General features: G+C 65.9%; 14 protein-coding genes. 2 read left to right on the forward strand and 12 right to left on the reverse strand.

Annotated elements, in window-relative coordinates; genetic code table 11:
• Positions 1-110: 110 nt before the first annotated feature.
• The 12 genes from AB0L60_RS02935 to AB0L60_RS02990 form a co-directional block, all read right to left on the reverse strand.
• Positions 111-599 carry a h domain protein gene (locus AB0L60_RS02935; protein ID WP_364606205.1) on the reverse strand — a complete coding sequence of 163 codons (489 nt, stop codon included), beginning with the start codon at positions 597-599 and terminating at the stop codon, positions 111-113.
• A complete protein-coding gene (locus AB0L60_RS02940) occupies positions 596-1,552 on the reverse strand; it encodes a hypothetical protein (protein ID WP_364606208.1) in 957 nt (318 codons plus the stop codon). Before AB0L60_RS02940 ends, AB0L60_RS02935 begins: the two co-directional genes overlap by 4 nt.
• Positions 1,549-2,958 (reverse strand): MlaD family protein, encoded by a 1,410-nt coding sequence (locus AB0L60_RS02945; RefSeq protein ID WP_364606211.1) that lies wholly within the window; start codon positions 2,956-2,958, stop codon positions 1,549-1,551. Before AB0L60_RS02945 ends, AB0L60_RS02940 begins: the two co-directional genes overlap by 4 nt.
• On the reverse strand, positions 2,955-4,193 hold the full coding sequence (locus AB0L60_RS02950) for an MCE family protein (protein ID WP_364606214.1): 1,239 nt from the start codon (positions 4,191-4,193) through the stop codon (positions 2,955-2,957). Before AB0L60_RS02950 ends, AB0L60_RS02945 begins: the two co-directional genes overlap by 4 nt.
• Positions 4,193-5,443, reverse strand: coding sequence for an MCE family protein (locus AB0L60_RS02955; RefSeq protein WP_364606217.1), 1,251 nt, complete (start codon positions 5,441-5,443; stop codon positions 4,193-4,195). The genes AB0L60_RS02950 and AB0L60_RS02955 overlap by 1 nt, the downstream gene beginning before the upstream one ends.
• Positions 5,440-6,507 (reverse strand): MCE family protein, encoded by a 1,068-nt coding sequence (locus AB0L60_RS02960; RefSeq protein WP_364606220.1) that lies wholly within the window; start codon positions 6,505-6,507, stop codon positions 5,440-5,442. The genes AB0L60_RS02955 and AB0L60_RS02960 overlap by 4 nt, the downstream gene beginning before the upstream one ends.
• Positions 6,504-7,511: an MCE family protein gene (locus AB0L60_RS02965; RefSeq protein ID WP_364606223.1), complete on the reverse strand. Its 1,008-nt coding sequence runs from the start codon at positions 7,509-7,511 to the stop codon at positions 6,504-6,506. The genes AB0L60_RS02960 and AB0L60_RS02965 overlap by 4 nt, the downstream gene beginning before the upstream one ends.
• A gap of 23 nt (positions 7,512-7,534) precedes the next feature.
• Positions 7,535-8,668, reverse strand: a complete 1,134-nt coding sequence (locus tag AB0L60_RS02970) for an MCE family protein (RefSeq protein WP_364606747.1) — start codon at positions 8,666-8,668, stop codon at positions 7,535-7,537.
• A gap of 130 nt (positions 8,669-8,798) precedes the next feature.
• Positions 8,799-9,650 carry an ABC transporter permease gene (locus AB0L60_RS02975; RefSeq protein WP_364606226.1) on the reverse strand — a complete coding sequence of 284 codons (852 nt, stop codon included), beginning with the start codon at positions 9,648-9,650 and terminating at the stop codon, positions 8,799-8,801.
• 4 nt (positions 9,651-9,654) lie between these two features.
• On the reverse strand, positions 9,655-10,419 hold the full coding sequence (locus AB0L60_RS02980; protein WP_040854757.1) for an ABC transporter permease: 765 nt from the start codon (positions 10,417-10,419) through the stop codon (positions 9,655-9,657).
• Between the two features lie 323 nt (positions 10,420-10,742).
• On the reverse strand, positions 10,743-11,645 hold the full coding sequence (locus tag AB0L60_RS02985; RefSeq protein ID WP_364606228.1) for a 3-oxoacyl-ACP reductase: 903 nt from the start codon (positions 11,643-11,645) through the stop codon (positions 10,743-10,745).
• A 44-nt stretch (positions 11,646-11,689) separates the two neighbouring features.
• Complete coding sequence (locus AB0L60_RS02990; RefSeq protein WP_040854753.1) at positions 11,690-11,878, reverse strand: ferredoxin; 189 nt, start codon at positions 11,876-11,878, stop codon at positions 11,690-11,692.
• Between the two features lie 153 nt (positions 11,879-12,031).
• On the opposite strand from AB0L60_RS02990, the gene AB0L60_RS02995 reads away from it, so the two are divergent.
• Positions 12,032-13,225 (forward strand): acyl-CoA dehydrogenase family protein, encoded by a 1,194-nt coding sequence (locus AB0L60_RS02995; protein WP_354831163.1) that lies wholly within the window; start codon positions 12,032-12,034, stop codon positions 13,223-13,225.
• A gap of 20 nt (positions 13,226-13,245) precedes the next feature.
• Positions 13,246-14,373, forward strand: a complete 1,128-nt coding sequence (locus AB0L60_RS03000; RefSeq protein ID WP_364606231.1) for an acyl-CoA dehydrogenase family protein — start codon at positions 13,246-13,248, stop codon at positions 14,371-14,373.
• Positions 14,374-14,393 lie beyond the last annotated feature (20 nt).

Below are 14,393 nucleotides of genomic sequence, written 5' to 3' on the forward strand. Positions count from 1 at the left end.
ATGCACTTCGAGACGCCGTCCCTGTACACATTGCCGAAAAAAGCGCGCAGCCCCGGGAGTGCCCGGGGCTGCGCGCCCGATATCGACTCGGCTCGGTTCGAGCCGGTGACCTAGATCGGCTTGACGTCCGAAATGAGCCAGTGCCCGCTCTGCTTGGTGAGTTCCACCTGCAGCCGATCGCTCATGAGCGTGTCCTGCGGCGTATCGGCGCTCGAGAATCGCTGATCCGCGATGACGAGGACGGTGGCGCGGTCACGGGTGGTCGTGATCACGCCGGTCGCCTGAACCGTGGTCTGAACGGAGAGCTTCTTCTCCTTGGCCGCCGGAATGGCCTGCTCGTGGATCACCTTCAGGTAGGAGTCCCGGTAGTCGCTGGTCAGTTTGTCGGCGACGGCCGGCAGGTCCTTCTCGGCGGAATCGTAGTTGTAGGTGAACAGCGACTCCACCGTGTCCGCCGCGAAAGCGGTTGCGGAGGAACGGTTCTGCTCGGCCTGCCGCTCGGACCAGAATCGGTCCCCGACCAGCGAGCCGACTACGACGGCTGCCACGAGCAGGATGCCGGCGGCGGCGATGACGATCGAACGCACGGTGAGCTTCACGGCACCAACTCCATCGACGAGGCGGTCACGGAGTCGCCCTTCCGGGTGACGGTCACCCGGAAGCGGTAGTCCTTCTGCATGGGCCCGTTGGAGGCGACATTGGAGACCGTCTGCTGCGCAAGCAGCAGGACGATGGCCGAGTCCTTGTCATCGCGTTCGATCGCCGCGGAGATGACCTTGCCGGAGGACTGCACCTTCAATTGCTCGAACAGCTTCTTGTACTCGTCCTTGTTGGTCGCGTACTCGTCCTTCAGACCACCGCCGGCGACCGAGAGCAGACGGTCGATGTCCTGATCGGCAGTGTCGCTCTTGACGGTGACCATGTCCAGGTACGCCTGCTTGGCCACCTGCACGTATTCGGCGCGCCGGTCGCGCAGCGCGTCGGCCCGGTGCTGGTGGTAGAAGAACAGGCCACCCGAACCGATCAGCACGAGCACGGACACCAGGGCCACCACCGCGGCCACCGAACCCAGTCGCCCGAGCGAGACGTAGATCCTGCGCAGCCGCGAGTCCGGCTCGCCGTCCTCGGATTCGGCCGCGTCCTCGACAGGCTCATCGTCGACCAATCCGGATCCGACCACGATTTCCGGCTCCGTGTCGGCGGATTCGGCGTCGATCGGGTCAGCGGCCTTCGCGGGCTTCGACTCTGCGGTCTCCGCGGTCTTCGACTCAGTGTCCTCGGCCGACGTCGACGTCGAAGCCGCGGCGGGCTTCGACACCGCGGGCTCCGCCGACGTCGACTTCTCGGTCTGCACCGGCTTCGACGCGGCGGTCTCGGCCGGCACCCCAGCATCGGCAACCGCATTCGGCTCAGCGGCAGTTGTTTCCGGACTCGCGGCGCCGAGCGCCGCCTCCCGAACCTCGATGCCGGTGCGGTCGTCCTCGACGGGCGGGCCCGCCTGCCGGACGACACGCCGCCGAGTGCGGTTTCGATTTGCTGGGTTATCGCTCATCGCGGTGGCTCCTGAAGCAGCTGTTGCCAACTCGACGGGACCTTAGTTGAACCATCTGCATTGACGTCCCCCTGACGGTACACGTGACCGTCAGGTCCGACGAAGGTGCCGGTGCTCGGGTCCGAATGCCCGATGAATGGGGCTTTCTGGTTACCGAGCAGCTTATCGAGCGGCTGACCGTTGTTGTCCACCGGCTTGGGATCGCCGAACGGCGGGTTGTCGCCTTCGGGCACATAGCCATCCGGGTCGTGGCACAGAGCCGGAGTCGGAGCCCGCTTACCCGGCACATCGACACAGGGCGTATTGCGGATTCCGCGGACGGCTTCCTTCGCGTTCTGCGGCACCTTGCAATACAGGTTGTCGGGAGTGTCGATCGGGCTGAGATCGGCGGGCGAACGCCGCTGACTGGGCGGCAGGAAGCCGGTGGTGCAGCCCGGCGGATCCTCGAAGCCCAGCATGAAGTCGACCATGGCACCGTTCTGGACCGGCCCGCGGATGGCGGTGAGCAGCGACGCGAGCAGCGGCGGGTAGACGACCAGGATCTGCTCGAGCCCGGCGTGATACTTGAGCGAGACCTGTCCGACGCTGAGCAGGTTGGCGAGCATGATCGGCAGGGTCGGCTTCAGATCCTGGAAGGTCTTGTTCACCTTCTGCACCGTGGACGGCGTCTGCTGCAGCACGGCACGCAGCGACGGATCATGCTGGCGCAGTTGGTCGGTGAGTGTGGCAAGGTCCTTGGTCCAGCCGCGGATGGAGTCGGCGGACTGGTTCTGGGTGTCGAGCAGCGGGCCGATCTTGTCCAGCAGATCTTTGGTCTGATCGGTGTTGTTCTTGGCCTCCTGCACCAGCAGGGACGCGGAGTCGATGAATCGCTGCAGATCCGGCCCGGCACCGTTGAAGGCGACGAAGGCGTCGTTGATGACCTCCTGCAGCTTGGTGTCTGCGACCGTGGACAGCAGCCGGTCGGCCTGGTCGAGCATGGCGCCGACGTCTTGCGGCAGCTTGGTGCGCTCCACCGGGATCACCGAGCCGTCGTGCAGATTGCCACTGGTGGGGGCATCCGGCGGGACCAGGTCGACATACTGCTCACCGACCGCCGAGACGCTCTTCACGTAGGCCTGCACATCGGCGGGGATCTTGTAGTCGCTGTCGATGGACAGCTTGGCGTCCACCCCGGCCGGGGTGAGCCGGACCTCCTCCACCTTGCCGACATTGGTGCCGCGGTAGGCCACGTTGGCGGTCTGGTACAGGCCGCCGGTGGCGTCCAATTGCACTGTGACGCCGTATCTTCCGATGCCGAACATGGCAGGCAGCTTCACATAGTTGCCGCCCATGACGGTCAGGCCGATCACGGTCAGCACCGTGAAGATGGCCAGCTGAACCTTGACGAACTTGGTCAGTTTCACTTTCCGTCAGCCCCTTGCTGCGCGGGCACGGTGAGTCCCGGAATGGCCGGCAGGCCCGGAATAGGCGGCAGCCCAGCGATACTCGGCGTCGGAGCCGGCGTGGGGTTCTGGGCCGACGGCTTCAGCGGATCCGTCAGCGGATCGCCCTTACCCTGCGGCGGAGCGGGATGCGTCCCCTCGCCGAGGGTGGCCTGGGCGCCACCGAAGGTGCCGCCCAGCGGAGTACCGGTCAGGAAGTTCGAATCCAGCCGGGCGGCAGTGAGATCGACCGTCATGAACAGGTTCATGTAGTCGCCCTTGATGACCTTGTCGATGTTCTTGATCGGGAAGGGGAAGGTCAGCAGCCACTGCAGCGAATCCGCGAGCTTGCCGCCGGTGGCGGCCAGCGACTGCAGTGCCGGCTCCAGGTTGGCCAGGTCGGCCTTCAGGTTGCCGCCGCCCTGGTCGATGATCTGCTGCACGGTATCGCTCAGACCGCCCAGTGCCGTCAAGGTTTTGGTGATGTTCTCGCGGCGATCGGCCAGCACCGTCAACGCCGGGTGGATCTTGGTCACGGCGTCGGCGACGTCGTCCTTCTGCTGCGACAGCACCCCGGCGAACCGGTCCAGACCGCTCATGGCCGCGATGATGTCGTTCGTCTGCTTGTCCAGCGTGCCGGTCAGCTGATTCAGTTGCGGCAGCAGGTCGCGGATGGCGTCGGTACGGCCCTTGAAGGTCGCGTCGAGTTCCTTGGTGATGGTCTCCACCTGGGAGATGCCACCGCCGTTGAGCACCACCGAGAGTGAGGACAGCGTCTGCTCGGTGGTCGGGTAGGCCCCGGCCCGCTCGAGCGGGATCACGTCCCCGGCCTTCAGCCGGCCCTGCGCAGGTTCATTCGTCGGCGCGGACAACTCCACGTGGTTGCTGCCCAGCAGACTGGTCTGCCCGATACGCGCGATGGCGTTGGCGGGCAGAGCGATTCCCTTCTCCAAGGAGACGGTAACCAGCGCGTGCCAGTTCTCGACCTTGATGCCGGTGACCGTGCCCACGGGCACGTCGTTCACCATGACCGGCGAATTGCGGGTCAGCGTGGTCACATTCGGCATCTGGATGTCCACCTGCCACGAGCCCTCCCCGGTGCCGACCGCACCGGGCATGGACACCGAGTTCAGGCCGTCCCACTCGCAGCCGCTCACACCGAGCACCGCGACCAGGCTGATCGCCGCGCCCGCGAGGCGAATCCTGCGGCGGCTCATCATCGTCCACCTCCGGGAATGAGCAGATCGGTCAGGGACTTGGGCGACGCCACCGGTGCGGCGTCGGGCGCGGGTACCTGGTTGGCCAAATCGGGCGGGCTGTAGGTGAGCTGGTTGGGGAACACGTTCTGCTGCGTCGCCGGATTCAGGATCACCGGTGGGTAGTTCATCATCAGCGATTGGACGATGGGCGCCAGATACTGCTTGCACAGATCGGCGCTGTGCTGGGAATCATTGGTCGCGTTGGCTTCGACCGCACCGCACAGGAAGGCGAACGGGTTTGCGAAATTCGGCGCGGCGAGGGCGCCTGCGATTGTGCCCTGCGCCGGCTTGTAGAGCTGATAGAAGTTCACCAGCGCGGTCGGCGCGGAGTGCATGATCCGCTCCAGTTCGGGCCTCTTGTCCGCGAGTACCTGGGTGGCGTCGGCCAGTCGCTGCACGCTTTCGGTCAGCGCACCGCCGCGCTCGTCGAGGAACCGCTTCACGTCGGCGACAGCGGAATCGAGATTGTCCAGCCCCGAACCGAGATCGGTGGAGACCCCGGCCAGTACCGAGGAGACGGAAGCCAGCCGACCGCCGAACTGCACGATCTGATCATTGGACTTGGACAGTACGTCGACGAACTGCTGCAGATTGCGAATGGTGCCGAACAGGTCGGTGCGGCCGTCGGAGAGCGTATTCAGCGTGCTGGACAGCTCTTTCAGGGTGTCGCGGAAGGCCTGGGCATTGCCATTGCCGAGGTTGTCGGCGGCGGTATTGATGACCCGGCCGAAAGAGCCCTGCTTGTCCTCACCGATCGGGCCGAGCGCGGTGGACAGCTTGGTCAGTTCGGCCTTGATGTCATCCCATTCCACCGGAACTGCGGTGTGCTCCACCGGAATCGACGCGCCGTCGGCCATCTTCTGTCCGCCGGTGTAGGCGGGCGCGAGTTGGATGAAGCGCGCGGACACCAGCGACGGCGAAATGATCACGGCCTTGGCATCGGCGGGCAGATCGATGCCGCGGTCGACGGTCATCTTCACCGTCACCCGGTCCTTGCCCGGATCGATGGAGTCGATCTTGCCGACCTTCACACCGAGCACGCGGATCTCGTCACCGGCATACAGACCGTTGGTCGAGGGGAAGTAGGCCGTGATGTGCTTCTTGCCGATGTCGGAGACCAGCCCGTAGACCAGCCACCCGGCCAGTGCGACCACCAGGGCCGCCGCGGCGATCCGGGTCCACCGGGGCAGCTTGCGAATTGCGTTCAACGCTCCGGCTCCTTCGGGATGATCGAGGTCGTGAGGGCCCCGTTGTCGGTGAGTTCCTTCTGGAGCGAGTCGGGCAGATGCTGAGGCCAGACCATGGCGTCGACCAGCACCTGTAGGGCCGGACTCGATCCATTGGACAGGTACGCCTGGAAGTACGGCCCACTGCCGACCTGTTCACCGAGCGCGGCCTCGAACGGTCCGAGTTCGTCGACCGCCTTGCCGAGGTTGTCCCTGTTGTCCTGCAACAGCTTCAGCACCGAATTCAGCTTGTCCAGCGTCGGTTTCAGCTGCGCCTCGTTGTCGTTGACGAAGCCGGTGAGCTGCTGGGCGAGACCATTGATGTACACGATCAGCTGGCTCAGCGCCGCGCGGCGGGCATCCAGCTCACCGAGCAGGCTGTTGCCGTCGACCAGCAGTGAATTGATCTGTGTCGCACGATCACCCAGCACCTTGGTGACGTTCTGGGCGTGCGAGAGCAGCTCGGTGAGCGCCTTGTCGCGGTTGTTCAGGCTGCGCGAGAGCTGGGTGACGCCGTCGAGCGCCGACCGCAGCGGTCCGGGCGTATCGGTGAACGCGTCCGACAGGGTGTCCAGGGTCTTGTTGACCTGGTCGGTGTCGAGGCCCTTCACCGTGGTCGCCAGATCACCGAGCGCGTCGGTGAGCGAGTACGGAGACGTGGTGCGCTCCAACGGGATCGGCTGATCCTGCCGCAGTGCGCCGTCACCGGTCGGCACCACCTCGAGGGACTTGCGGCCCAGCACCGTATTGGTCTTGATGGCCGCGGTGGTCTTGGTGCCCAGCACGATCGCCTCGTCGAGGGTGAACCGCACCTTGACCTTGGCGCCGTCCAGCGCGACATTCTCGACCCGGCCGGACTTCACGCCGGCCACCTGCACCTGGTCGCCGGGCAGCAGCCCGCCGGCGTCGGCGAAGTAGGCCGTGAACTCCGCGCCCGAGCGGATGAAGGGCAACCGGTCGAACTGCAGGGCGGTGAGGCAGATCGTCACCGCCAGCACGATGCCCGTGACCCCGATATCGATCAGGGGTGAGCGCTGTTGATTCATTTGTCCGAGCACCTTCCGGTGGACTGACCGCCGGGCGCGACGAGGCGCGTCTGATGCTGGCCGTCAGGTCCGTCGACGATGACGGCCGTACCGCAGACGTACATGTTCATGAACGAGCCGTAGGAGCCGATGCGGATCAGCTTCTTGTAGGTGTCCGGCAGCAGGTCCAGCACGTACTGCACGTCGTCCCTGCGGTCGTCCAGGTTCTGCGACAGCTTGCCGAGCTGTTCGACGTTCGCCTTCAGATCCGGGCGGACCTGCTGCAGGAGACTGGTGAGATCGCCGGTGGCCCCGGCCAATCGGGGCAGTGCGTCGCCGATCGGATCCTTGTCGGCCGCCAGACCGCTGACCAGGCGCTGCAATTCGTTCAGGGTGGTCCCGAAATCCGCGTTGCGCTGGTCGATGGTGCCGAGCACCGTCTTCAGGTTCTCGATCACGCTGCCGATCAAGGCATCCCGATCGGCCAGGGTCTTGCTGAACGAGCCGCCGCTGTTCAGCAGTGCGACCAGCGTGCCGCCCTGTCCCTGGAACACCTGCAGCAGCGCCCCGGTCAGATCGTTCACCTGCTGCGGGTTGAGGCCGCGCAGCAGCGGCTTGAACCCGCCGAGCAGCAGATCCAGATCGAGCGCCGGCTTGGTCCTGTCGATCCCGATGGTGGCGCCCTTGCGCAACGGCTGGGCCGTGCCCGGACCGTCCATCAGCTCCAGATAGCGGTCGCCGACGAGGTTTTCGTAACGTACGGCCGCCTGGGTGCCGGAATACACGTGGTACTGGTTGTCGATGTCGAAGTCGACATGGGCCAGATGGTCCTTGCCGACATAGACCCGGCTCACGGAGCCCACCGGCACACCCGCGATGCGCACCTTCGAGCCGGGCAGCATCCCGGCCGCACTGGTGAAGATCGCGTGGTAGCCGGTCGAACGGGCGAAGCGCATCTGACTGAAGACGATGCCCAGCGCGGCCAGGACCAGCACCATGATCAGGGTGAAGATCCCCAATTTCACGCTGCTCGAATGTACTTTGAGCCTCATGGGTTCGGCACCCCCGGAAGTCCGGCGAACAGGATCTGGAACACCTTGGGGCCATTGAGGTGGGTATCCATCGCCGGTGTCCACACCTCACCCTCGGAGGTGTCGGTGACGAGGTAGTTGGAGTGGCTGCCCGGCACTCGGTCGAGGATGTTCTCGCAGTGCGGGCCACCGGTGGCGTTCACCTTCGGCAGATCCTTCGGGTACGAGTAAGGGGTGCCGCCGCCCATGAAGCCGGCGTTCAGGGTCACCCACGGCCCGTCGCCACCGAAGATGCGGTTGCCGTCCGGCAGCGCATTGGCCGCGCCGACGACCAGGCAGTACAGGGCCGGGTTGTACTCGTTGAGCAGTTCGGTGGTCGGGCGCAGCACGCCGAGGGTGTCGACCAGCGCCTTCTGGTTGTCCGAGAGCACGCCGCCGGTGTCGTTGGCCAGGCCGACCAGGTTCAGCAGCACCTTGTCGAAGTTGTCCTTCTCATCGACGATGGTGCCGCCTGTGACCGTCATATTCCCGGTGGTGCGCAACAGATCCGGCGCGGTGTCGGCGTAGAGGTTGGTCACGCCGACCGAGGTCTGCAGATCACGCTGCAGATCGGCCAGGCTCGGGTTGATGTCCTTGAGGAGCTGATCGCTGTCGACCATGAGCTGGCCCAGCTTGTCGCCACGACCCTGCAGCGCGGTGCCCAGCGCGGTCAGCGTCGCATTGAGCTTCTCCGGCTGCACCTTCGCCAGCAGATCGTTCAAATGCTGGAAGAGCGTGTTGAATTCGACCGTCACCGCGCCCGCCTGCACCACCGAGCCCGCCTTCAGCGAGTCGGAGGAGGGGACCTTCGGTTCGATGAAGTTGACGTACTTGGCACCGAAGACCGTCGTGGAGTTGATGTCCACGGTGGCGTTGGCGGGCACCATCTTCAGCTTGTCCGGGTCCATCGCCAGTTCGATGCGCGCCCCGTCGGCGCTGTCGGTGATGTTGGTGACCCGCCCGATCTCGACCCCGCGGATCTTGACCTTGGCATCCTTGTCCATGACCAGTCCGGCCCGCGGTGCGGTGACCGTGACCTTGACCTTGTCTTCGAACCCGCCCGCGAACATCACCAGGCAGATCGCGACGGCAGCGGCCAGGCCGAGCACCATGCCCACGCCGGCCAGCCGAATGACCCACCCCTGTTCGAGATAGCGTTTCGGCTTCGGTTTCTCGACGAACGGCGAGCCGATCGGGCTCGCCATTCCGCGCTGTTGTTGGACCATGTGTGTCGTCCCGCCCCTACCCGGAGAGATGGAAATTGCCGGAGGTGCCGTAGATGGCCAGCGACATCAGCAGCGTCACCATGACGACCGCGATCAGCGAGGCCCGCACCGCATTACCTACCGCCACGCCGACGCCGACCGGTCCGCCTGCGGCGTGATAGCCGTAGTAGGTGTGGATCAGCATGACCGCCATGGCCATGAAGATCGCCTGCGCGAAGGACCAGAGGATGTCGCTGGGGATCAGGAACGTCGAGAAGTAGTGGTCGTACACACCGGCCGACTGGCCGTAGATCACCACGGTCGCGAAGCGCGAGGCGATGAACGAGGCGATGACCGCCAGTGAGTACAGGGGGATGATGGCGATGATGCCCGCCAGCATGCGAGTGCCCACCAGGAAGGGAACCGGCCGGATGGCCATCACCTCGAGGGCGTCGATCTCTTCGGAGACGCGCATGGCGCCCAATTGTGCCGTGGTACCGGCACCCAGCGTCGCCGCCAGGCCGATACCCGAAATGACCGGGGCCGCAATGCGAACGTTGATGAACGCGGCGAAGAAGCCGGTCAGGGCTTCGACACCGATATTGCCGAGCGAGCTGTAACCCTGCACGGCGATGGTGCCACCGGCGGCCAGGGTCAGGAACCCGACGATCACGACGGTGCCGCCGATGACGGCCAAAGCGCCTGTGCCCATTGAGATCTCGGCGATCAGCCGGATGGTCTCGGTGCGGTAGTGCACCAGCGCCTTGGGCACCGAGCCGATCGACCGCGCATAGAACACCGCGTGCTTGCCGACCGAATCGAGGGCCTCGGTGAAGCGCTGAAAACGCTTGGTCACCTTGGGAAAACGAGACTGGATCACGAACGCCATCTGATCACCGCGCCGTGAACTTGATGCCAACGGCGGTGACCACGACGTTGATGACGAACAGCGCCATGAAGGCGAAGACGACGGTCTGGTTGACGGCGTCGCCGACGCTCTTGGGACCGCCCTTCACGTTCAGGCCCAGATAACAGGCGACCAGTCCGGCGACGAGTCCGAACAGCATGGCCTTCACCTCGGAGATGACAAGCTCCGGCAGGTGGGTCAGCAGGGTGAGGCCGTTGACGAAGGCGCCGGGGTTCACACCCTGCAGGTAGACCGAGAACAGGAACCCGCCCAGGATGCCGATGGTGGACACCAGGCCATTGAGCAGGAAGGCCACGAACATCGAGGCCAGCACGCGCGGAACCACCAGGCGCTGAATCGGGTCGATGCCGAGCACCTTCATGGCGTCGATCTCTTCGCGAATGGTGCGCGCGCCCAGGTCCGCGCAAATGGCGGTCGCGCCCGCGCCGGCCACGATGAGCACCGTGACCATGGGGCCGATCTGGGTGATGGTGCCGAAGGCGGCGCCCGCGCCGGAGAGGTCGGCCGCACCGATCTCCCGCAGCAGGATGTTGAGGGTGAAGCTCACCAGCACGGTGAACGGAATTGCCACCATCAGGGTGGGGAAGATGGATACCCGGGCTATGAACCAGGACTGATCGATGAATTCCCGTCGCTGGAACGGGGGCCGTACCGCGGCGCGAGCGACCGCACCGGCGAGTTCGAAGAACCCTCCGACCGCCCGCAGCGGTACGGCAAGGACTTCATTCATTCCCGCTATTCCTCCTGCCCCTGCCTAGCTATAGCAACCGAGATCTGAATGTGATCTCGGTCCCGCTCGAAGATTAGAACACGTTCTCATACGGTTCGGGAAGGTTTCGACGGTTTTGAACAGGTCATCTTTCTGAACTGGCGTCCAGTTTTGAGAACAGGTTCACGTCAGCCTAACCACCACAGGTATGCCGCATTGTGAGGCGACACACAGAGTTGTCCCTTTTCTTACCAACGATCGATCTCGTGATCAACCGCAGGCGCCGGGGGCCGGGCCGTGTCTTCAGGAACCACGACCCCCGGACGGGGACACCGAGGCCAGTCTCAGCCCAGATCCTTCAGCGAGGAGGCGGAAAACGTAGCGTCCGAACCGCGTTCGGAGAAATAGCCGCCCAGGGTCGCGGCCAGGCCCTCGCGGGTCCACTCGCCCTCGGCGTCGAAGCGCTGCTCCACCACCGGAGCCGCCATCAGGGCCACCATCGGGCCGTAGACGACGAACAGCTGACCGCTGATCGCCTCGGCCGCCGGCGAGGCCAGGTAGGCCACCAGCCGCGCGACGTGATCGGGCGAGAGCGGGTCCGGACCCTGGTCGGGAGCCGCGGAGAAGACCTTCTCGGTCATGGCCGTCCGCGCCCGCGGCGCGATGGCATTGGCGCGCACGCCGACCGACTCCAGCGCCCGTGCGGCCGAGAGCGTCAGCGCGGTGATGCCGGCCTTGGCCGCACCGTAATTCGCCTGTCCGGCCGGGCCGAGCAGACCGGCCTCCGAAGAGGTGTTGATGATGCGCCCATAAACGGGAGCACCCGTCTCCTTGTACTTGCCACGCCAGAAGGCGGCCGCATTGCGGGTCAAAAGGAAATGCCCGCGCAGGTGGACCGCGACGACCGCGTCGAAATCCTCGTCGGACATGTTGAACAACATCTTGTCCCGGGTGATCCCGGCATTGTTCACCACGATGTCCAGCCCTCCGAAGGTCTCCTCGGCGGTGCGGATCAAGGCGTCGGCCGTCGCGCGCTCGGCGATACTGCCGCCCACGAACTCCGCCTTGACGCCCAGCGCCCGGATGTCGGCGAGGGTTGCGCTCACCGCGTCGTTCTCGGCAAGGTCGTTGACGATGACCGACGCGCCGGCCCGGGCCAGCTCGAGGGCTTCGGCCCGGCCCAGCCCGGCGCCCGCGCCGGTGACGATGGCAACCCGGCCCGAAAGACTTACATCAGAATCGCTCACCGGCCGACTCTAGAACGTGTTCCACCCGACGGGCAAGCGTGCGCTCAGACCAGCTTCAATGCCGCCTTGGGGCACTGGGCCACGGCGGACTCGATATCGCGACGGTTGGCCTCGGTGACCTCGGCCTCGTTGACGTGCAGATTGTCATCGTCATCGAGATCGAAGACGTCAGGGGCGATTCCGACGCAGATTCCGTTGGCTTCGCACTGATCGAAATCGACGATCACCTTCATAGTTCTCTCCTTAACCACAGGTTCTTCCCGAGCCTAACAAGCGGACCCGTGGTCAGAACAGCAAAGTAGCCCTAACCGGAACGAATACTGGAACATGTTTCACTTGCGTGCGATGATCGGCTGAACCGAGAAACGAAGGCTAGAGGTACTGCTATGCGTATCGCCTACACGCCGCAACAGGAACAGCTGCGTGCCGAGCTGCGTGACTATTTCACCCGCCTCATCACTCCCGAACGGCGGCAAGCGCTTTCGGCGCAGACCGGAGAGTACGGCGAGGGCAATGTCTACCGCGAGGTGGTCGAGGAGATGGGCCGCGACGGCTGGCTCGCCCTCGGCTGGCCCAAGGAGTACGGCGGCCAGGACCGTTCCACCATGGATCAGCTGATCTTCACCGACGAGGCCGCCATCGCCGGCGCCCCGGTGCCGTTTCTGACCATCAACTCGGTGGCGCCGACGATCATGCACTACGGCACCGAGGAGCAGAAGAAGTTCTTCCTCCCCAAGATCGCCGCCGGCCAGCTGCACTTCGCCATCGGCTACTCCGAGCCGGGCGCCGGCACCGACCTGGCCTCGCTGCGCACCTCCGCGGTCCGCGACGGCGACGACTGGATCATCAACGGCCAGAAGATGTGGACCTCCCTCATCGCCTACGCCGACTACGTGTGGCTCGCCGCCCGCACCGACCCGAACGCCAAGAAGCACAAGGGCATCTCGATGTTCATCATGCCGACCACGGCAGAGGGCTTCTCCTGGACGCCGGTGCACACCATGGCCGGGCCCGACACCAGCGCCACCTACTACCAGGACGTGCGGGTCAAGCACTCCGACATGGTGGGCCCGGAGAACGGCGGCTGGGCGCTGGTCACCAACCAGCTCAACCACGAGCGCGTCGCGCTGACCTCGTCCGCCCCGCTGGCCCTGGCCGTCGCGCAGGTGACCGAGTGGGCGCGCAACACCAAGACCGCCAATGGCGCCCGGGTCATCGACCAGGAATGGGTCCAGATCAGCCTGGCCCGTATCCACGCCAAGGTCGAGTACCTGAAGCTGACCAACTGGGAGATCGCCTCGCGCGCCGACGCCGGCGGCGATGCCGCCCCGCGCCCCTGGGACGCCTCCGCCACCAAGGTGTACGGCACCGAACTGGCCACCGAGTCCTACCGCGCGCTGATGGAGATCCTCGGCCCGCAGGCCTACCTGCGCCAGGACTCGGCGGGCTCGCAGCTGCGGGGTCGCCTGGAGCGCATGCACCGCGCCTGCCTGATCCTCACCTTCGGCGGCGGCACCAACGAGGTGCAGCGCGACATCATCGCCATGACCGCCCTCAAGCAGCCCGCCGCCGCGCGCTAATCGAAACCAAGGTAACCATCATGGATTTCACCCTCACCGAGGCGCAGCAGGATCTCGCCCGCCTCACCGCCGAGGTCACCGGCAAGCTGGTCACCGCCGACCGACTGCGTGAGCTCGACCGCAACACCGACGCGTCGGGCAACCCGACCGTGCGCTTCGACGAATCGCTGTGGAGTTCGCTCGCCGAGACCGGCGTGCTGGCCGCGGCCCTGCCGGAGACGGTGGGCGGCAGCGACTTCGGCGTGCTGGAGCAGACCGCCATCCTGCGCGAGATCGGCAAGTCCGTCGCGCCCGTGCCGTATCTGTGGTCGATCGTGCTCGGCGCCGGCGCGCTCGCGCAGTTCGGCTCCACGGCCCAACGCGAGCTGGCCGCCCAGGCCGCGCGGGGCGAGGTCATCCTCACCGCCGCGCTGAGCGAGGAGCGCAACTGGGAGCTCACCAGCCCGGTCACCACCGCGATGGCGGGCGACGGCTGGCAGCTGACCGGTCTCAAGACCACGGTGCCCTTCGCCCGCCAGGCGGCGCGAATCCTGGTGTCCGCCAGCGTCGACGGCTCCCCCGCGGTCTTCCTGGTCGACCCGTCGCACGCCTCGGTGCGCGTCGAGGACCAGATCGTCACCGACCGCTCCCCCGAGGCCGAGGTCGAATTCGCCGGCACCCCCGCCGAGCTGGTGGGCACCGTCGACCAGGGCGCCGAGATCCTGACCTGGCTGCTGGAGCGCGCCTGGCTCGGCCTGGCCGCCACCCAGCTCGGCGTGGTCGAGAAGGGCCTGGAACTGGTCGCCGACTACGCCCGGGAGCGCGAGCAGTTCAATCGCAAGATCGGCAGCTTCCAGGCCGTGGCCCAGCGCCTGGCCGACGCCTACATCGACGTCCAGGGCGTGCGCCTGGCCGTGCAGCAGGCGGCCTGGCGGCTGGCCGAGGGCCTGCCCGCCGCGGCCGAGGTCCACACCGCCAAGTTCTGGGCCGCCGAGGCGGGCCACCGCGTCGCCCACACCGTGGTGCACGTGCACGGTGGTGTCGGTATCGACCGCGATCACATCGTGAACCAGTACTTCACCGCCGCCAAGCACAACGAGTTCGCCCTCGGCGGCGCGACCGACCACCTGCGCGCACTAGGGTCGCTGCTGACCGACGCTGTGCAGTAACAACTCTCGGAGACTCGGTA

The sequence above is a fragment of the Nocardia sp. NPDC051981 genome (genome assembly GCF_040680715.1).
Classification (GTDB): domain Bacteria; phylum Actinomycetota; class Actinomycetes; order Mycobacteriales; family Mycobacteriaceae; genus Nocardia.